The organism is Desulfofundulus sp. JL263-se (assembly GCF_056316025.1).
This window is the reverse complement of the sequence record NZ_CM149993.1, coordinates 1,807,614-1,827,584: the sequence shown is the minus strand read 5'-3', so window position 1 is coordinate 1,827,584 and position 19,971 is coordinate 1,807,614. Positions and strand designations below refer to the sequence as shown.

Annotated in this window: 18 protein-coding genes and 1 tRNA gene; 4 read left to right on the top strand and 15 right to left on the bottom strand. The window is 43.0% G+C overall.

The window, feature by feature from the left end; all coding sequences use genetic code 11:
• Nucleotides 1–64: 64 nt before the first annotated feature.
• The 11 genes from mqnC to ACX4JR_RS09235 form a co-directional block, all read right to left on the bottom strand.
• The gene (mqnC, locus tag ACX4JR_RS09285) at nucleotides 65–1,141 is read right to left on the bottom strand and encodes a cyclic dehypoxanthinyl futalosine synthase (protein WP_476057803.1); all 1,077 of its coding nucleotides are present in this window, start codon (nucleotides 1,139–1,141) and stop codon (nucleotides 65–67) included.
• Entirely contained in the window at nucleotides 1,138–1,983 is an 846-nt protein-coding gene (locus tag ACX4JR_RS09280) for a menaquinone biosynthetic enzyme MqnA/MqnD family protein (protein ID WP_476057802.1), read from the bottom strand. The genes mqnC and ACX4JR_RS09280 overlap by 4 nt, the downstream gene beginning before the upstream one ends.
• On the bottom strand, nucleotides 1,984–3,087 hold the full coding sequence (mqnE, locus tag ACX4JR_RS09275; protein ID WP_476057801.1) for an aminofutalosine synthase MqnE: 1,104 nt from the start codon (nucleotides 3,085–3,087) through the stop codon (nucleotides 1,984–1,986).
• Nucleotides 3,088–3,153: 66 nt separating this feature from the next.
• The gene (locus ACX4JR_RS09270; RefSeq protein ID WP_476057800.1) at nucleotides 3,154–4,005 is read right to left on the bottom strand and encodes a UbiA-like polyprenyltransferase; all 852 of its coding nucleotides are present in this window, start codon (nucleotides 4,003–4,005) and stop codon (nucleotides 3,154–3,156) included.
• Entirely contained in the window at nucleotides 3,995–5,431 is a 1,437-nt protein-coding gene (locus tag ACX4JR_RS09265; protein WP_476057799.1) for a menaquinone biosynthesis decarboxylase, read from the bottom strand. The genes ACX4JR_RS09270 and ACX4JR_RS09265 overlap by 11 nt, the downstream gene beginning before the upstream one ends.
• Before the next feature lie 25 nt (nucleotides 5,432–5,456).
• Nucleotides 5,457–6,185: a demethylmenaquinone methyltransferase gene (locus ACX4JR_RS09260; protein ID WP_476057798.1), complete on the bottom strand. Its 729-nt coding sequence runs from the start codon at nucleotides 6,183–6,185 to the stop codon at nucleotides 5,457–5,459.
• 38 nt (nucleotides 6,186–6,223) lie between these two features.
• Nucleotides 6,224–6,982: a polyprenyl synthetase family protein gene (locus tag ACX4JR_RS09255; RefSeq protein ID WP_476057797.1), complete on the bottom strand. Its 759-nt coding sequence runs from the start codon at nucleotides 6,980–6,982 to the stop codon at nucleotides 6,224–6,226.
• Between the two features lie 180 nt (nucleotides 6,983–7,162).
• Nucleotides 7,163–7,543 (bottom strand): adenosylmethionine decarboxylase, encoded by a 381-nt coding sequence (gene speD, locus ACX4JR_RS09250; RefSeq protein WP_476057796.1) that lies wholly within the window; start codon nucleotides 7,541–7,543, stop codon nucleotides 7,163–7,165.
• A 187-nt stretch (nucleotides 7,544–7,730) separates the two neighbouring features.
• Entirely contained in the window at nucleotides 7,731–8,486 is a 756-nt protein-coding gene (locus ACX4JR_RS09245) for a fumarylacetoacetate hydrolase family protein (protein WP_476057795.1), read from the bottom strand.
• A 15-nt stretch (nucleotides 8,487–8,501) separates the two neighbouring features.
• On the bottom strand, nucleotides 8,502–10,748 hold the full coding sequence (locus ACX4JR_RS09240; RefSeq protein ID WP_476057794.1) for a hypothetical protein: 2,247 nt from the start codon (nucleotides 10,746–10,748) through the stop codon (nucleotides 8,502–8,504).
• Between the two features lie 364 nt (nucleotides 10,749–11,112).
• Nucleotides 11,113–11,301, bottom strand: a complete 189-nt coding sequence (locus tag ACX4JR_RS09235; protein WP_476057793.1) for a ferredoxin — start codon at nucleotides 11,299–11,301, stop codon at nucleotides 11,113–11,115.
• 150 nt (nucleotides 11,302–11,451) lie between these two features.
• Here ACX4JR_RS09235 and ACX4JR_RS09230 point away from each other — a divergent pair, with 150 nt between their 5' ends.
• Nucleotides 11,452–12,003, top strand: a complete 552-nt coding sequence (locus ACX4JR_RS09230; protein ID WP_476057792.1) for a hypothetical protein — start codon at nucleotides 11,452–11,454, stop codon at nucleotides 12,001–12,003.
• 60 nt (nucleotides 12,004–12,063) lie between these two features.
• On the opposite strand, the gene ACX4JR_RS09225 is transcribed toward ACX4JR_RS09230, so the two are convergent.
• The 3 genes from ACX4JR_RS09225 to ACX4JR_RS09215 all read right to left on the bottom strand — a co-directional run bounded on the left by ACX4JR_RS09225 (nucleotide 12,064) and on the right by ACX4JR_RS09215 (nucleotide 13,495).
• Nucleotides 12,064–12,141, bottom strand: a tRNA-Pro gene (locus ACX4JR_RS09225).
• 75 nt (nucleotides 12,142–12,216) lie between these two features.
• Nucleotides 12,217–12,909 (bottom strand): class I SAM-dependent methyltransferase, encoded by a 693-nt coding sequence (locus ACX4JR_RS09220; RefSeq protein WP_476057791.1) that lies wholly within the window; start codon nucleotides 12,907–12,909, stop codon nucleotides 12,217–12,219.
• A 268-nt stretch (nucleotides 12,910–13,177) separates the two neighbouring features.
• A complete protein-coding gene (locus tag ACX4JR_RS09215; RefSeq protein ID WP_476057790.1) occupies nucleotides 13,178–13,495 on the bottom strand; it encodes a helix-turn-helix domain-containing protein in 318 nt (105 codons plus the stop codon).
• 521 nt (nucleotides 13,496–14,016) lie between these two features.
• On the opposite strand from ACX4JR_RS09215, the gene ACX4JR_RS09210 reads away from it, so the two are divergent.
• The 3 genes from ACX4JR_RS09210 (at nucleotide 14,017) to sigK (ending at nucleotide 19,004) form a co-directional block, all read left to right on the top strand.
• Entirely contained in the window at nucleotides 14,017–15,678 is a 1,662-nt protein-coding gene (locus ACX4JR_RS09210; protein ID WP_476057789.1) for a HAMP domain-containing methyl-accepting chemotaxis protein, read from the top strand.
• 199 nt (nucleotides 15,679–15,877) lie between these two features.
• Entirely contained in the window at nucleotides 15,878–17,989 is a 2,112-nt protein-coding gene (locus ACX4JR_RS09205) for a diguanylate cyclase (protein WP_476057788.1), read from the top strand.
• Between the two features lie 310 nt (nucleotides 17,990–18,299).
• Complete coding sequence (gene sigK, locus ACX4JR_RS09200; protein WP_476057787.1) at nucleotides 18,300–19,004, top strand: RNA polymerase sporulation sigma factor SigK; 705 nt, start codon at nucleotides 18,300–18,302, stop codon at nucleotides 19,002–19,004.
• A gap of 177 nt (nucleotides 19,005–19,181) precedes the next feature.
• On the opposite strand, the gene ACX4JR_RS09195 is transcribed toward sigK, so the two are convergent.
• Nucleotides 19,182–19,811 carry a flavodoxin family protein gene (locus ACX4JR_RS09195; protein WP_476057786.1) on the bottom strand — a complete coding sequence of 210 codons (630 nt, stop codon included), beginning with the start codon at nucleotides 19,809–19,811 and terminating at the stop codon, nucleotides 19,182–19,184.
• Between the last annotated feature and the right edge of the window lie 160 nt (nucleotides 19,812–19,971).

Here is a 19,971-nt window from a genome sequence, read left to right as displayed (position 1 = left end):
GCATTTTAAAAGTACCGGGTTTAATAACTTTCCCCTGTGGAAACATCGAATAATTATATTAAAGCTACTTGTCGAAGATTTTTAAAATTTTATAATCCGTAGTTCGCTGCGCGGGGATAAAACCTGCTTTCCTAATACAGTGAATAATTTCATTTAAAGATACCCTGTAAGTCACTCCGGCAGCACGTACAACGTTTTCTTCCAGCATAGTGCTGCCAAAATCGTTGGCCCCGAAAAAAAGGGACACTTGGGCTATTTTTGTACCTTGGGTTACCCAGGATGCCTGTATGTTGGGTATATTGTCAATCACCAGCCTGGAAACGGCCAGGGTTTTTAAATAATCTACTCCGGTGGCAGTATCGCCGCCCAAGCGGGTATTTTTAGGCTGGAAGGTCCATGGTATGAAGGCAGTGAATCCACCGGTGCGGTTTTGCTGTTCCCGTACCCGGATCATGTGTAATATCCTCTCTTCCGGATACTCCACATGACCAAACATCATTGTAGCGGTAGTCTTCAATCCCAGGCGGTGGGCGATTTCCATAACCTGCATCCACTGAGACCAGGAAATTTTATTGGGACTTATTTTCTTCCGCACGCGGTCAACCAGTATTTCGGCCCCTCCCCCGGGCAGGGAGTCCAGGCCCGCGTCTTTAAGACGAGAAAGGGCTTCTTTTATACTAATACCTGAAATTTTCGCCATGTGGATTATTTCCGGAGGTGAAAAGGAATGGATGTGTATCTGGTAGCGTCCTTTGATATCCCGGAGTAGATTTTCGTAATATTCAATACCCAGCTCAGGGTGCAGACCCCCTTGTATTAATAATTCCGTCCCCCCGGCCTGCACCGTTTCATCAATCTTTTGAAATAGCTCTTCTCTGCTTAAGATGTATGCGTCAGGGTCATTGGGAGACCGGAAAAAAGCACAAAATTTGCACCCGCAGGAACAAATATTGGTATAATTAATATTACGGTCTATAACAAAGGTAACTATTTTTGTATTGGCATGTACTTTTTTTTTTACTAAGTCGGCGGCCCGGCCGAGGGTAATCAAATCACCGTATTTTAAAAGGTAAGTACCTTCCTCAAAGGTTAATCTTTTCCCGTCCACTGCCTTTTCCAAAATGTCCTGGAGGTTTATCAAGTATCTTCACCCCAAATTCTTAACCGTGTCCGTTCTTTAATTAAGCCGCTTTTATAAGCATAGTCGAAAAATGTCAGCAAAGCCTTTCTTTCATCTTTTCCCAACTCGTGGTGAATTGTGTTAAAGTAATCTTCCAGTACCGGTATGGGAAGTTTGGTCCTGTAATGGGCCTTTTTAATCAGTGCGGGTATATCTTTGAGACCTATTTCTCTGGATCTATGCAATATTTCTACCAGTTGGTTAACTTGTTCAGGATGGGTTTCGGCCAGGGATTGTTTAACAGCCCAAAGGGCGTAAACCATTTTTAGTCCGGTAAAGTTTTTCCATGCTTCACCAAGATCGGTGACATGTATCTCCCACCCCGTTTCTTTTACCATTTGGTGGGCGAGCATGGCGTCATCACCTATAAGCAGTGCCCCGTCTCCTTTTTTCAGCATCAATTTGAGGTCGGGAGGTGTCGTTTCATATATGGCATCCACGTGGAAATAATGTTCAAAAAGGATTTTCAGCAGGGCGACCGACGTGGCCGATGATGAGGTTAGACATACCTTTTTCCCTTCCAGTTCCGTTACCGGTACTTTGCTAAATAATAATATACTTGCCACCCTCCCGTCGGCGCTTATGGACATTCCCGGGAGAATAATACAGCTGTCACTATTCCGCGCATATTCGATTGAAGAAATGGGGGTAACGGCCAGCCGGTCATTTAAGAACATGTCATTTAATTGAGTGGGCGGCCCCTTAACCAGGTCATATTCCAAAGGTAAAAGATTTTCTTCCAGTGCATGATAAACCGGGAGGCAATTAATGTAATCAACTTGGCCGATTTTAAGCTGGGGCATTTAAAACCCCTCCTCAACAACATTATAAAGGGTATCCCTTTGCACCGGCTCACGCCCGGCAGACTTAATCATATTTATCAATTGGGACTTCGGCAAGTATTGACCGGTCTGTGCTCCTGCATCATGGGCAATTTTTTCTTCCACTACCGTTCCGTCCAGGTCATCTACACCAAAGGATAAAGAAACTTGAGCTAATTTAGGGCCAATCATTATCCAAAAAGCTTTGATATGGTCAAAATTATCCAGCATGAGGCGGGAAATGGCAAGAACTTTCAGGTCATCGTAACCTGTAGTTGTTGAAAGTCCCATGGATTCCATGGCGGTATTTTTAGGATGAAAGGCCAAGGGAATGAAGGCCAAAAATCCTTTTGTTTGGTCTTGTAAGTGCCTTAATTGAATAAGGTGGTCAATTCTATCTTCGATTGTTTCTATGTGGCCGTATAGCATGGTGGCATTGGTTCTCATGCCAATTTCATGGGCACAGCGGTGAACTTCCAGCCATTTTTCCCCGCTTATTTTGTTGGGGCAAACTTTTTCCCTTACGTGGGGGGCAAATATTTCAGCTCCCCCGCCGGGCAAAGAGTCAAGGCCCGCTTTCTTTAAGGTTATCAGTACTTCTTTAATTGACATGTTATGCAAGTTGGCAAGGTATTCAACTTCCACTGCCGTAAAGGACTGGATAATTACCTCCGGTAGTACTTTACGAACCCGCTGCAGCATTTCTACGTAATAGTCAAGGGTCAGTTCAGGATTCAATCCTCCCACTATGTGTATTTCGGAGATGCCTTCTCCTGCCGATTCCCTGGCTTTTTTCTCTATTTCGTCCAAACTCAAGGTGTAAGCGCCGGCAGCTGTCTTGTCCCTGCCAAAGGCACAAAAGCGGCATTGATTGATGCATATATTTGTATGATTAATGTGCCTGTTAACTATAAAATATGTTTTATTTCCGTTTTTTCGTTCCCTGACCAGGTTGGCCAGGTATCCAATGGTTAAAAGGTCTCCGGATTTGAACAATCTTACCCCGTCTTCCCGGCTAAGTCTTTCGCCGTTTTCCACCTTATAAATAATGTCCTTCAATTCTTCCGAGGCAAACAGTTTATTCACAGCGGTCTCCCCTTAATACATAAATTTAAAACAGGTGCCCTGCCGCCTGGGACGGCATTACAGCTTTCATAGTACTTCCAGCAGCGTAAATAAAAATACTACCACGCTTAAAGTTCCGTTCAGGTTAAAAAACGCCACACCCGCCCGGCTCATATCTTCAGGTGATATTAAGCGGTGTTGGTAAAACAGGAGCCCTACTGCTAAAATAATTCCTGTCATGTAAAAGGCCCCAAGGTGTAATATTAGTCCCGTCAGCAGGAACATAAGTGGAGCAATTATGTGGAATATGGTAGAAATGGTAAGGGCCCGGGCAATCCCAAATTTGGCAGGAATGGAGTAAAGCCCTTCCCTGCGGTCGAATTCATAATCGTCACAGGCATAAATGATATCAAACCCGGCTACCCAAAAGGCTACACCAATACCCAGCAATACCGGGGCCGGGTGAAAGGAATTGGCTATAGCTATCCAGGCACCTAGGGGAGCCAGTCCCAGGGCCGCACCTAAAAAAAGGTGACAAGTCCAGGTAAATCGCTTGGTATAGGAGTAAATTACTAAGACTGCGACTGCTATGGGAAAGAGCTTAATGGTAAGGGTACTTAATTGGTAAGCTGAAATCATCAGCAAGCCGAAGGATAAAATGATATATAACCATGCTTCCGTTACCGAAATTAGCCCCTTGGGGATGGCCCGTCCCTGGGTGCGCGGATTTTTTGCATCAATGTGCCGGTCAATTACCCGATTTAAGGTCATGGCGGCGGTACGAGCGCCTACCATGGCCAGGGTAATCCATATAATGTCGTGGGCCAATGGAACTTTCTTTTCCACTAAAAGGGCACCCACATAGGCGAAAGGGAGGGCAAAAATGGTATGTTCAAATTTAATCATTTTCAGAAATATTTTAATTTTTTTAAATACCATATTTACCCCACTTTCTGTCTACCAAGTCTTTAATTTCTTTGGACATAGTTATATCCTCCGGCCACTCCCTCGGATGTCCTTCTTGAGCCCATTTCCTGGTGGCGTCAATGCCCATTTTGCTGCCGTAATGGGGCAGGGGTGATGAATGATCAAGGGCATCCAAGGGGCCGTTAATTATGGTAATATCCCGTTTGGGATCGATATTGTTAAAAACCCGCCACATAACTTCGGAAAGGTTTTGTACGTCAACATCATGGTCAACCACTATGATTAACTTGGCCAGCATCATTAAGCCCATTCCCCAGAGAGCGCACATTACTTTTTGGGCCTGGCCGGGGTAAGTTTTTTTAATGGAAACTATGACACAATTGTGAAACACACCTTCCGGAGGCATATTAATGTCCTGTATTTCCGGAAGTTGCAATTGTATAAGCGGCAGAAATATACGCTCTGTGGCTTTGCCCATATAAGCATCTTCCATGGGGGGACGTCCCACTATGGTGGCCGGGTAAATGGGATCTTTCCGGTGAGTAATACATGTTAAATGGAAAACAGGATATTCGTCAACCAGTGAATAATACCCGGTATGGTCGCCAAAGGGTCCCTCAGGACGTGTCTCTGCAGGATCGACATATCCTTCCAGCACAATCTCGGACCGGGCCGGAACTTCCAGGTCTACCGTCTCACAAGGTACCATTTCCACCGGCTCTTTACGCAAGAAGCCAGCAAATAGCATTTCGTCAATTCCAGGGGGAAGGGGTGCAGTTGCGGCATAAATACTGGCCGGGTCACCGCCCAGGGCTATGGCAACCGGCATTCTCCCTTTTTTCTTTCGATAATGTTCGGCTGCGCCTTTGTGTATGTGCCAGTGCATTCCCGTGGTACGCTCGTCAAAGACCTGCATGCGGTACATTCCCACGTTGCGCCGGCCCGTTTCCGGGTCCTTGGTAAATACCATGGGTAAAGTTATAAAGGGCCCTCCATCCTTTGGCCAGCAAGTCAATACAGGGATTTTTTTTAGCGAGGGATTATCTTTGATTATTACTTCTTTACACGGACCGGACTTTACGGTTTTGGGCAAAAAGGATGATATTTGGGCCAATTTGGGGAGCACTTTCAATTTATCCATAAAAGAGGTGGGTAATTCCGGAGGTTGTATATAACTCAACAGTTCTTTGCCAATTTCATCCAAGTTCTTTGTGTTTAAAGCCATGGCCATTCTTTCCAAAGAACCAAAAGCATTTGTCAGCACCGGCATGTCATAGCCCTTAACCTTTTCAAACAGCAAGGCCGGACCTCCGGATTTACAAACCCTGTCAGTGATTTCTGTTATTTCAAACTTTGGATCTACTTCCACTTTAATTCGTTTTAATAGATTTTTCTTTTCCAGTGCCCTAATAAATTCACGCAAGTCATGATATGCCAATGGAAGTACCCTCTTTCCCTTTGTGTTAATTTTTCGGTTTTGTTCCTACGTGTACTACAGCAATTCCGCCGGTAAGTTCATAATAAGTGGTATTTAACAGTCCGAGCTGAGAAAATAAGTCCTTTATTTCTTCCTGGTGTGAAAAAGTCCATACAGAATTGGGAAGGTAGTTATAAGGCCCGCTCCTTCCTACTCCCAGTTTTCCTAAAATCGGTACCAGGTGGTTAAAATACAGATAGTAAATCTGCTTTAAAATAGGTGTATTAGGTTTGAAAAGTTCAAGGGATACAACCTTTCCACCTGGCTTTACCACCCTTTTCATTTCATAAATGGTTTTCTTTACATCAGGAACGTTACGCAAGGCAAAGCCTATGGTGGCGCAATCAAAGGTGTTATCTTCAAAGGGTAAGTTTATGGCATTACCGTGGATCAGTTTAATTGAACTCCCAAGGGGTGTTTTACTTAAGTTTTCTTTAGCTTTTGACAACATATTCTCACAAAAATCCAGGCCGACCACCTTACCCTGGGGGCCGGCCGCTTTAGCCAGTTCCAGTGTCAGCATACCCGTTCCGCAACATACATCAAGGGCCGAACCATTTTTTTTAAGGCCCGTTTGGGACACTGCAAAACGCCGCCAATACTTGTCACGGTTAAAGCTCAATGTAGTATTAAGCAGATCGTACCGGTGGGCAATAGAAGAAAAAATGGCATGGACGTATTCTTCTTTGTTTTTATATTGAGAAGGTATTTCCATAATTATTATTGCCCCTTTCCGTTTCTGCTTACGGTCCCTTATGCAAAATCCAGCTTGTTTTGTTGAAGCCGATTTAAGAGCTCTTGTAAGATAGACCGGTATTTATTTTGCGGTAGCTTATTTAAGAAGTAGTATGCTTCTTGCAAGTGGGGATCAATGTACTCAAAGCCGGCTTTATTTTCCATTAGTCCGTAGGCTGTACCTAGTTCCCTGCCAAACTTAGCGATAGTATCTTGCTCTTTGGTAGCTGCACCGACAAGGTTGGCAACAAGCCGGCATCCGGTTTCAAAAAGGGTTGCAGTTTCTCTATAGGCGATTTTGCGCTGAATAGAAGGTTTATTTAGGTCCTGCTGTTGTGTTTTTTGTCTTAGAATACCTCCTTCGTGTATGGAACATATCACTTGAGATAATGGCTTAAGATATTTAACTATGTGGGCATCACAAAGGGAATTGAAGAATTTACTGTACAAGTAATCCCCTACCAATACGGGAAATTGACTTCCGTCTTTAGGATCCACAGGAGGTTTTCCATGATGATTATCTTCATTTATTTTAAAGTGGATTGAAGAAGCCATATAAATAAATTGTACCACTACAGCCAGTGCAATGACTTGGGCATTTATGTGGCCAAAGAGCCTGCCCGATAAAATTACCACTCCGGGGCGTATTACCGTGTTTAAGGGAGTAAAATCCAGGTGGGCAAAGGAACTTAAATGCCCGGCCTTTATAAAATACTCCTTGTGTAGCTTTGCATTTACTGCTTCCAAGTCTTTCTTAATCGGGTCAAATATTGACATTGCTTTTACTGCCCCCTCGTGTCTTAACTTTACATATTATTCGGGATTTTAAAAGGATTTCCTTCTAGGGGTGCAATTTAAAATTTTATACTAAAAAAGCAATGGCCTTGCAATTGCTTTGGCTAATTGCAAGGCCATTGCTAACCTTTACCTACCTCAATAAAAATAAATATCTCCCTCCTAAAGATTTACCACAGATTCCTGCTTAATATCAGGCAAAATTCCTCTTTTAGCTTCCCTTGCAGAAACTTGCTTGGCTTCAAAATGCTCCGTGAGATAATTACATGCATCCCAGGGATCTATTTTATCACCGCAGGTAAAAACATCCACTGCGGCATAACCCAATTCTGGCCATGTATGAATAGCCAAGTGGGATTCGGAGATAACCACCACACCGCTAATTCCTTGCGGGCTGAATTTATGGAATACATATTCTCTAACTTCGGCACCTGCTTCCAAGGCTGCATTTATCATAATGCGTTCTACCTTTTGGATGTTGTTTAGTGTCTCAAAATCACATCCATAAATTTCAGCTAAAATATGGCGGCCTAGGTGTTTCATTTTAGCTATCTCCCCCTTTTTGGATTTTATGAAATAGACTCTCCTGTTTAAAGGATTGTCTTGATTCCAATCAAAGTCAATTTTAACACAATATCAAAGATTGTCAACTAAACATTTATGATAGCGTTCGTTAAATCAAAATATCTTTTTTTTATCTCTAAAATGTTTAAAAAACCTCATTAAATCATCAAATTATATGATTTTCTAAATCTCCAATGCCTTCAATGGAAACTCGTACGGTATCTCCAACATTCAGGGGCCCAACCCCTGAGGGTGTGCCTGTTAAGATTACATCACCCGGCAGAAGGGTCATAATGTTGGATATAAAACTTACTAGTTCATCAATGCTAAATATCAGGTTTTGGGTGTTGGAATACTGGCGCCTTTCCCCGTTTAAGTAAAGAGCTATGTTAACATTAGCAGGGTCTATTTCAGTACTAATATACGGTCCCAAAGGTAAAAAGGTGTCGAAGGATTTTGCCCTTGTCCACTGCCCGTCCTTTCGTTGCAAGTCCCTTGCGGTGATATCATTGGCACAGGTAAATCCTAAGATATATTCTCGTGCTTTTTTAACAGGGATACGGGAGGCGACCTTATCGATAACCACCGCCAATTCGGCCTCGTAATCCACTTGCTTGCTCATGGCCGGGTATATTACCGGGCTTTTGTGGGCGGTAATTGTTGTAGGCGGTTTTAAAAATAATACGGGCTCATCAGGAACCGGCAAATTAAATTCCTCTGCGTGATCCCGGTAATTTAGTCCCACGCAGACAATTTTTGTTGGCCGGCACGGGGGAAGTATCCGTATTTCTTTCAGTGAGTAAGTTTTTCCCGTCTTACTGTTGAGATCTTTTAAATCTCTTAATTCACAGACCTCATCTTTTGAGTAATTTAATTCTCCGTAGAATTCCCTACCTTGAAAACTAAATCTTCCTATAAGCATATTAACCATTCCTTTTTAGGAAATTTCTTGCAAAATTAGATAAATCATGGGGTGGACGCCGAAAATCATGGCTGTTGCCGCGGCAACCACTCCGGAGTCGTTAAAAATCAGTGCCAGTATGCTACCTATAATTACTCCTGCGAAACCTTTATAAAGAAGGGGGTACTTTTTTTGAATTAATTGCATAATTCCACTGGGCCGGTAAAAAAGAATGGCAAGACATCCCAGGCTGGCCAGGAAAATGCGACTCCAAATGGTATAGCGAATTAGTTTGATGTTCATGGCTATCTTTCTGGAAATAATATTTGTAACTTCGGAAAACCCGCCGGAAAGGATAAGGGAAGCGGTGCGGCCTATGTGGGATTGTTGGGCTGCAGGCCTGCTTATATCGTAAAGGATAAAAACAATTACCACTGTAACTACTCCGAGGCAAACCAAGCTAATTACCTTGCGGTCAATCTTTACTCCTGTAAGAAGCAGAGCGGTAACCAGGAAGGTCCCCACGGAAGATATGGTGCCTCCCACATTGGTTCCCAGGTTAGGTGCGCCTGTTATATAAACGGCAAAAAGGAAATAAAAGAATATGATCATCAACAGCGGACGCTTATACCTGTTAAATTGAGTTAGCAGGGATGTTGCCGCGATTAATGTTGAACCTAACAAAACACCCATATATTCATTGCCCAGACCGTAGAACCTGGCGCCCATGATGGGATCGTACCCTAGTAAAGAAGTCTTTTGCAAGGGAGCTCCCATTAAAAGGTCGATGAGAATTAGCATGCTTGTCAGGCCGCTTATAAACATAAAAGGTGCAAAACTACCAAACCGTCCAGCCCCCATGGATAGTAAGGTAAGTATCATCACCAGGGCCAGCAATTCTGCCAGCAGGGCTGCGGGGGTAGGCCTGGGCAACAGGGGTAAGATCAATAAAGCAACGGGGACGGACATTACGGCCAGAAGAACGGGTTTTAATATATTTAGCGCTAAAGGCTTTTTCCAAAAAATGAATAAAAGGGAAACTCCTAGCAATAGCAATTGGATTAATACATAATTTTGCAAAATGGGTCGGCGCCAGTGAAAAATCAAGGCCAGTTGCTTTTGTAGGCGGGCAAGGGAAGAGAGTGTATATTCCCCGGGCATAATTTGTATGGTCTGTCCTGTAATACCGGGAGGGATGTTGATATTCAAAAATTGTAATATTGTTGGCAACAGGTCCGTATTTCGTATGATGCCGGGGCGTTTCGTGGTTGGTGAATATATTAGGCCTTTGTGTACTCCGTTGCCGGCTATGAGTACCGGTGTTAATAAGTTTTCGCCTTTGACTGTATTCCCGCCTGGTGTTGGAGAAACGATAATTAGCAGGTCGCGATTTAGGTCGACATGTTGTAAAATTTGGCCTAAAAATTTATCCATTCTTTCCACGGATTTTTTCCGAAGGTCGGAAATAACTGATTCGAAGAGGTTGTTTCTGGCATCTTCGATACGAGAAAAGTCGCCCAGGTCAATAACAACAAACCGGACACTTGGGGATAATGATATAAATTTTTTAAGTAAAAATTGATAGTTAGTTCTAGTTCCTCCGGGAAAATCGGGATCAGTTAATAAGGTGTTGCCGCCAATGGCGCCGGTGTCTACGATGCCCACGTCGTCCATTGCTATGAATACGGCCTGGCGCCGCAGTCCTAATATTCCGTCAGAATTTCCTAAAACAGCGGTTTTAATGCCCGCTTCTCTTAACATTTTACCCAAAGTGCCGGGGCCCAAAGTATAAGGGGAATTTTCGTTTAGGCGATATATTTTAGCTATACTAGTTTGAATAATTGAACTTGGGGGCGGTACGTTCCCGGTTCTTTGTTTATAAACCTCCCATGCCGTACCCGTCTGTAGTTCCTCATCCGCCGGAAAGGCAGAGGCTGCGGTTCCTGGTGCACGTAACGGTATCCCAGAGCCTATAGTCAAGCACGTATCTTCAGGGGTATCCCTCCCGCCGGTTTTGTCGTTCATAAGACCTACCGCGTATTTGGCGGCCAGTGAATGCAGGTTGGGTGCATTCATCTCCACCCAGTCGTCGATACTTGTCCTATCCACTAAAATCATTATTACTTTGCCGCCGGAGGGCTGGTGTTGGAGCGGAACCGGGGCATATATTCCCTCTGAAGGCGCCACCGGCTCCGGTACCAGGGATGCTTCAGCGGTCCCTGGCGGGATCATGAAAGTTGATAGCATTAATACGGAAAGGAAAGTACACCATAATTTTTTCATTGGCGTTTCCCCCAAAAAACGTCTTTAAAAAGTTTACTAAAACTCCGCCAGAATGTCCCCGGTTTTAACCGGGGGATGAATAGCGGTTTAACTTTCTCCTCCAGTTTTGTTATAATTTGAGCAAACCGGAGGAGATGCTGAATGCAGGCAGTAGCTCTCAAAATAAAAGGTGGATGCGCTGCATCAACTACTGCCTCTCCAATCCAGCACTCAATAAATTGAGTGCTGGGCCATCCCGCGCCGGGATGCCCCCGAATTTATTCGGGGGAGGATGTCACTATGATATCTAAGTATAAAGATAAAAAAGACACGGTTCAAGTTACCGTGCCTTAAAACTTTTCTTCGATTACGTTTCCTTATTTCTTCAGTGTTGGGATATGGCATTGGTAGGACAACTTTCCATAGCTTCTATGGCCTGATCTTCAACTTCAGAAGGGACTTCATCCACAATGGCATGAGCTTTTTCATCATCGTTCCAATCAAAAACTTCAGGACAGGTGTCCACACAGGCACCGCAGCTGATGCAAAGATCTTGGTCTACTTCCATATGCATAAAATACACCTCCGGCCTAAATTTTCAAGCTAGAACAACTATAGTTTGGCATTGCGCCGGTTAAATTATGCTTGTTATTTAAATTTTAACATGATGGTTTTACATAAAAGGATTTTAGCGGTTATTGTTTATTTTAATGGGGGAAAACATATGGTAAAGGATTTGGAAAAGAAGTTAAAGGACCGGGCTGCTCGAAAATGGATACTGATGCTTTTTATTGGTCCCGGCATATTTTTTATAGTTTATTGGTTTATGGCCATGGGAATACAGGAAACCCCTTCCCATAGCGTTCCTTTACCCGAAGAATATAACATATCCGGAGATGTTGTACGGGTAGGAGATTTTAAAATCCAGGCGGGTTTGCGTAAACGGAACATATTCACCAGGGAATTGGATATAGGGAAGAATAATCATGCAATAGCTGAAACGGGAAAGGTTTTCTTTATAATATCCGTCTTTGCTGAAGATCATTTAATAATAAATAATAGTATTTTTGAAGTCATAGATAGTAAAGGGGTACGCTATAAGCCTCTTGATGTGGATAAGAAATATTTGGCCCGGGCTGTCCATTTAAAGGAGACAGAAATTCCCCAAGGCATGTCGGAAAGTTATTTGGTATTTAAGGTAAATAAGAATGTAGAAGGGTATTACCTGGTCATGAACACGGAGGAAGAAAAAGTTGTTTGGTATTTTAAGCGCTAGGGTTAGAAAAACAAACCCGCAAGACCTTGAATTCTAAAAAGCCTTGCGGGTTTTAACTTTTGGTCGGAGCGACACGACTTGAACGTGCGACCTCTACCACCCCAAGGTAGCGCTCTAGCCAAACTGAGCTACGCCCCGACACAGATGCACTATGCAATTGCATAGTTTATTATACACATCATTAAAACAAATGTCAAGGGAGAGCGCGAAGTATTACTCTTCCCGTCTGTAAATCAAAACTTGGGAATGTCTCCACCAAATTTCCGGCTTGTCAAAGTCCAGTCCGTTGTCTGTGCGACACATTGACCACTTATTGGGTTCTTTAAGAACGTAGTTGTACCAGCCCGGAAATTCACCGAATGTTTCACAGGTTCCGCAGTTACCGTCAACTTCTCCTATTAAAATATATGCTTTAACTGATTTGCTGGCTCTAAAAGCAGGGGTCCAATCTTCACCTGAAGGCATCCAGCTGCATATTATTAGTTCTGGCTTATAGTTATCAATTGCCACCTTATAATCCATTTTTTCCGGTAAATCCGGTAAATTAAGAGCCCTTTCAGGAAGAGGCTCGTCGAATGTATCGACAGCATGTAATTTAATCCCCCGGCGCCGCAATACCCGGGCCAGGTCACCGCTACCGGCACCTACTTCAAGTATAGGATTTAATCCTAATTTCTTAATTTCTGCAGCCAGTGCATCATTAAATTCTTTGTTTAATATCTGGTAAATGCCGAATTTGTCACAATATGCTTTGAGGAGAGATAGCCGGCAAATTATTGCATTATCTCTCCATTTTGCTTCGGGGTCGTATTTTATCGGGCAATCGGAAAATCCATTTTTCATCCATTTTTTTTCTAAGCTTACTTTTTCCCGGATGTTTTTACATCCAAAAAGCTCCAGAGACATTTTGTCACTCCTAACGGTCTTCCCCTAATAAGGGGTTTCCTTGTTTCATGGGAGCTTTTCTTTTCCATTGGAGAGGTGATAAGTACATTATACGATAAAAAGTATATTTTTGAGAAGTAGTAATCCTTTATAAAAAGATATATTGTAATTTTCTGCTTCTTTGGCCCCCTCGTATATTCATCTCTATAAAATCATGGTATCATGCCAAAATATCCTCCAAACGGAAAGTTATCATTGGACAATTTGGACAAAAAAGTTCCCTGCAAGGTTATTTTTGATATTTTTTTAAGAGAAACTCTGTAAATTCATCCAGACATTTGCGAGCTTGGGGCGGTAAGTCTTCTAAAGAATTCGTGGGACAAATGTTATTTTCAGAATTTACAAACTTTTCTCTGTCATAAAAGTAGTCTATGCTTACACCGAAGAAATCGGCCAATTTGCTTAAGGTCTCGTGATCGGGAAACCTTTTGCCAGTTTCATATTTGGCAATGGCCCAATAGGTTAATCCTAACCGTTTGGCAACTTCACTTCTAGAAAGGGCATGTTTTTCACGTAATGATCTAAACCGTTGTCCTATAGTTAACATTGAATGCACCTCCCGTAGTTTCTCGGAAATTCCTAAGTATAGACTGTCAAGCCTTCCTTCGAAGGCATTTATTTTTTACCACCGAAAGATATAGAGTCGTAAATAGGTGACAGTATTATATATTAAAAGCATTATTTAAGTATATCAACGTAATAATCATCAATGTTTAATTATCGGATTTGACTTTTTTAATCACCCCAAAGTTTTGGGCTCCATGATTTGGAATTTGGGCTGGTTTATTTAGTCTTGGATCTCATTTTATAAATTATTTCTGTTATTCTGTTATTTAATATTTTGGCTCCTAATTGTTTCTGAGATTACTCTTTTAGTGTATTATAATTGTCCAAATTATGACGTAATTTGGACAAAATGGGCAATTTTATGTTTGACTTGGGACATTATGTCCAGTATTATAAAAGAACATAATATAACAAAATGTGACTGAATTAACTTTAATGAAATTATCTGGAAACTGAATGTTGTGGGTTCTGGTTGCCAAAGTATAAGGAGGTAAAATTGTTATGTTGAAAAACTTAAGTGTAAAAAGCATCCTGGTCGGAGGCTTTTTGCTCGTTGCCCTGATAGTGGTAGCGGTAGGCATAGCAGGTTGGATAAGTCTCATGAACGTAAATTCGGAAGCAAAAAAAATCCTCTATGATAGGGTGCCCCAGGTTGAAGCAGGACTGCGCCTGAAGGAACTGGAAAAAGCTATGAGGGTTAACTTGCTGGAAATGTCCCTGGTAAGGACTAATCTGGAAAACTTTAAGAAATACAAAGATGCATATAAAGAAAAATCTGCTGAATTTGAAGAGATTTGTCATGCCCTTTTAGAGGGTAACGAGAAGATGGGAATCAGGGCCTGCCGCAAGGGAGGTAAAATTGAGGCCTATACCAAAGAAGTTCTAGTGAGTTTTGATATCTACAAAGCCCACGCCGAAAAATTAATTAACCATAAAAAACAGTTATTAGACCGGGTAGTTGCCGGGGAACTTGATGAAGGAAAAGCACTGAGCGACAATAACCTCAGGTTATTGGCCCGGGACCAGCTTAGTGCCGTGAGCAAGAACCTCGAAGAGACGGTTGCCAAGATTAATAACCGAGCAAAAGATCAAATGGAAGAGGCTATGAAATCAGCAGATTCAGTGGCAGGTGTCTCACGGATGTTCATAATGGCAGCAATTATTTTCGGTGTACTTTTAGCTGTTGGCCTTGGCTGGTTGATTGCAGGCACCATTACTAAACCTTTATATAAGGTAAGTGATTATCTTACCAGAATTTCCGAAGGTGACGTTTCCCAAAAATTGACCGGGGAATACAGTAAAGATTTTAATCATGTGCGGAACAATCTGAATCTATGCATAGATAATTTAAGGAGTATCGCACTTGGTCTTCAAGAAAGATCTACTAATCTGGCCTCATTAGCACAGCAGCTTTCCGCCAATGCAGAAGAAACATCCACTGGAGCCAGTGAAATATCGTCCTCGATGAATGAAGTTGCTACCACTGTGGAACAGGCTGCACAAAACGCTCAGACAATACGGGAAGCTGCAAAAGCAACCACAAACGAGGCCGAAAAAGGACGCAAAGATATTGAAAAAGTAATTGAACAAATGAAGAGCATCAACAATGCCACTGATAACGTCGGCCAGGCCATCAACAATCTTACGAACGCGTCTGAAAAGATTGGTATTATTGTTGAGACCATCACCAATATTGCAGACCAGACTAACCTATTAGCTCTAAACGCTGCTATTGAAGCTGCCCATGCCGGTGAGCAGGGCCGCGGTTTTGCTGTAGTAGCCGAGGAAGTACGCAAGCTGGCTGAACAGTCAGCGCAGGCAGCCCAGGAAATCCAGGAATTAATAAGAAACGTTCAGATTGAATCCAGACAAGCATCGGAAGCCATGAGTCATAGTGCCAAAGAAGTAGGGGAAGGCGTCAGTATTGTTAATGACATAGGACAATCATTTGTCGAAATTATTAACAAGATTGGGAGCTTAGCCAAACAGGTTGACGAAATTGCTTCCGGCACCGAACAAGTGTCTTCCGCTGCGCAGAACGTTGCCAGCATCACCGAAGAATCCACCGCTGCTATAGAAGAGATCGCGTCATCAACGGAATCCCTAACTCAAATGGCTGACGAACTGCAGAAAATGGCGGCACAGTTCAGAGTTTCAAAGTAGATGATACCGGATGAAAAAAGGGTGGAACAGACGCGGAGGAGAGAATAAAGGCATGATAATGAGAGTGGGTGGAGTGGCGGAGGTACCAGAACTGCATCGAGGAGGTATTATTAAGTTAATCATAAATAAGGAAGTTAAAACAGTGTGCCAGTTGGTGAATGCTCATTTCCAGTTATTTTCTCTGAGGTGACATTTACCCATGTATAACGATAAAAAATTATTATTCACCTTCCTGGTTATCTTTGCCGGCACCCTGAGTATGGTCGGGTTCATTATTTGGTGGCTGTGGCAGCTCAACGGCAAGATAGTCCTGCTTTCAAGGCAAGTTGACAAAGTTTCCCATATCGAGCAAATTAAAGAGAACATTCTGCAGCAGTTTCGCTTGATGGACAGTTATATCATCTCCGGAAATCCCAGGTACCTGGAACAGTTCAGGCAGCTGGCCCGAACCAACCGGCAATTGGAAGGCCGGCTCATTGAGATTGTCAGGGAATCCAGAAAACCGCTGGCTGTGAGAATCAGGGATTTAAATGACAGGTACAACGAGTTTTGTGAACAAAAAATCATTCCCCGGGTGCAAAGCAAGCAGGTCTTGCCGGCACATTTAACCGATAACCTGGCCTGGTTGAGCGAGGAACTGCTGGAATCGGCGGCAGTCATCCAGGATATGCGCCTGAAAGACACCTTCGCTATAGCCGGGGATACCGTACAAAGCAGCAGAAATGTTTTCCGGCTGGGCGTTATCTTTACTGTGCTGGGGCTTGTTACCGGCATATCGGCAAGTTTGTTTACCCTGCGCAAATTTGCCAGTGAGCACTTTTTGCACCGGGATATTGTTGCAACCACCAGGAACGCCGTGGTTACCACGGACGGGCACGGCAAAATTACCTCCTTTAACAGGGTCGCCGAGGAAATCTTTGAAATTGACCGGGGAAAAGTACTGGGTCGGCATTTTGAAGATGTTTTTACCGGCAAAAGAACGGAAACGACGGTAAATTTTACTTGCCCCTTTTTCGAAGAAGTACTTGCTGGCGGCAGGGGCAGGTGTAACCAGGAGGTTTTACACACCACTTCTGACGGGTGGGAAATGGTTTTAAACGTGGATTGTCTACCTCTCGGCGGCAGGGAGCCGGTCGGTATATTGTTAATTGTCAGGGATATTACTACGCGCAAGGCAATGGAACAAAGGCTTTACGAGCTGACGATGCGGGACGGGCTGACAAAATTGTACAACCACGGGTACCTGCACAAAGCCCTAAAAAGGGAACTCAAAAAGAGAAGCGAGCAAAACAAGCCCCTGGCCTTCATCCTCCTGGACATAGATAATTTCAAATACTATAACGACAGGTTCGGGCATCCTGCCGGTGATGAATTGTTGAAAGAATTTGCCCGGGTGCTGCTTAACAGTATCCGTTCCGGTGATATAGCCGGCAGGTACGGTGGAGATGAATTTGGTATAATTCTCCCGGACACCGGCCCGGAGGCGGCCGAGGGCATCGGGGAGAGATTGCGCCGCCAAATCGCGGAATACCCCTTTCCCCGCAGAGAAGATTTGCCCGGGGGTCGCTTGACTGTCAGCATTGGCATTGCCGTGTTCCCGTATCACGGTGCCAATGCACACGACCTTATCAAGATGGCCGATGAGGCCATGTATCACGCCAAGCGCAATTCCAAAAACCAGGTGCAGCTGTATTTTTCAGTGATAAGGGAATTTCAAAAGGAATTGGGTAATTCTGAAACCGAATTGAAGACGTTTTTAAACACCCTTTTAACCGTGGTTGATGCAAAGGACCGGTATACTTACGCCCATTCGGAAAAGGTGGCGGAGTATGCCGCCATTATCGCCGGTAAGTTGCGGCTTCCACCGGAGCAAGTAAAGGAAATAAAAATAGCTGCCTTTTCCCACGATATCGGTAAGCTGGAAATTCCCAAACAGATACTTACAAAAGCCGGGCAATTGAGTGACGAGGAGTGGCAAATAATCAAGCAGCATCCTGTTTTGGGGGTGCAAATGCTCAAATCCTTCCCGCAGTTTAAAAAGATTATATCCTGCATCCTGCACCACCATGAAAGGTACGACGGCAAGGGGTACCCGCACGGCCTGGCCGGGGAGGAGATCCCTTTGTGTGCACGCATCATTGCCATAGCCGACAGTTTTGATGCCATGATATCGGAAAGACCTTACAAGAAGAGCCTTACCGTTGAGGAAGCAATACTGGAACTGGAGAAAAATATGGGCAAACAATTTGATCCTGTGCTGGCCAGAATGTTTATTGATGTACTTAAAGAACGGAGGGATAGAATTTTTTAGTACATGCTGGAGGAAGATGGCCGTTTTTTACCCTTTCGGTGACTCCTGTTGATAACAATAACCTTCGTTTATGTTCTCCAACGACCTTCCCCTAAAATAAGGGGGTTTTTTATTTCACGAGAGCTTTTTCCACATTGGGGGGGGTAATAGGTACGTTGTACGACAAAAGTGTATTTTTGAGAAGTAGTAATCCCTTCTAAAGGGATATATTTAAACAGAACGGTAAAATTTTTTATTTTGGACGTACACCTTTGGAGTTTTGGGGCCATAAAATATATAATCCATTGTTTGATTAAAGGGGGAATATGATTTGCCTGGTCTGTGGACTGTAACCATTGTATCAGTTATTCACGGTATTATGTTGCTATTGTCTTACATCGCTAATAATAGTTTTCCCAAGCCGCTGTCGGAAGAAGAGGAAGCCAAATATGTTAAGTTGCTTATGCAAGGTGATGAAAGGGCCCGTAAAATTCTAATTGAAAGAAATTTGCGTTTAGTTGTACATATTATTAAAAAGTTTGAAGGCGCGGGAGAGGAATTTGACGATTTGGTTTCTATAGGTACCATAGGGCTAATCAAGGCAATCAATACTTACAATTCCGACAAGTCCACAAGGCTGGCCACATATGCCTCCCGGTGTATTGAGAATGAAATATTAATGCACCTCCGCTCCAAGAAAAAAAATAAAGCTGAACTGTCTCTCTTTGATTCCATTGGAGTTGATAAAGAAGGAAATGAAATTCAATTTATTGATATATTAGGTACAGATTCAGAACTGGTGACGGATAAAGTGGCAAGCCGCCTTGATCAAGAACAGCTTTGGAAACACTTAAAAAAGCTTAGCCCACAGGAAAGAAAAGTTCTGGTGATGCGATTCGGGCTAAAAGACGGTATTAAGAAAACACAAAAGGATATCGCAAAAAAGTTGGGCATTTCCCGCTCGTATGTAAGCAGAATTGAAAAGAAAGCTATAAGCCGATTAACAGAACAATTTGTTACTCAGATAACCCAATAGGGAATAGATTAAGTGGATAAATTCAAGCTGCTTTTATCCCCGCCCGGTATTGCTCAAAAGTATTTGTAATTAACCCTTGGGCATAATGAGTTATACTGGTAATCTTTTCCAATATTTGAACATTGTCTGAAAAATGGCAGCCCGGAGCTAGAGGTGGAAAGTTTTAATTAAAATGAATTAACCCGCGGATTTAAGTTTTTTAATTAATTTAACCATATTCTCTCCCAATTTCTTACAAGCCAGCATGGCCGTTTCGTCTTCCTGTACGCTTTTACGCCATATATTTTTACCGTTTTTAAAATCCGCCTGCAGAGAGCCGGCTACCCCGACAAATACCAAGGGATTGTCTTGATCCCGGGCATCCACTACATGTAACCCCTGGGCCGTAAGATAATTTTCCATGATGCTCAGTACCAAATCCTGTCCGCCGTTACGTAAACCCGCATTAGTCACGGCTGCCCCCACTTTTCCGGCCAGCATGTTTTTAACCATGTGCATCCAGCGGGTACGATCCATAAAATTTTTCATCAATGCACTCACATTGCCCCAGTACACCGGTGAACCTAACACGATACCATCAGCAGCCAATAATTTTTCTGCAATAATTGCCATGTCATCATCAGTAATGGAGCACCGGGCCTGCCTCAGACACTTATTACAAGAAAGACAATACTTAATATTATAATCGGTTAGCTCCAGTAATTCTGTTGACGCACCGTGGATACTGGCTTCATCAATCACCGCCCGGAGAAGAGTAGCCGTATTTTTACCCTTTCGGTGACTCCCGTTGATAGCAATAATTTTCATTAATATAAACCCTCCCTATATGATTACTTTTATCAATGATAACATAGCGGCTTTTTTCTTAAAAGTTAGAAGACTGAGAATTTTAAAATCTATTAAATCACCTTCGACATTAGTTTACCAAGATCGGGAAAAGAATGGCAAGGCTTTTGAGAAAGAGAAT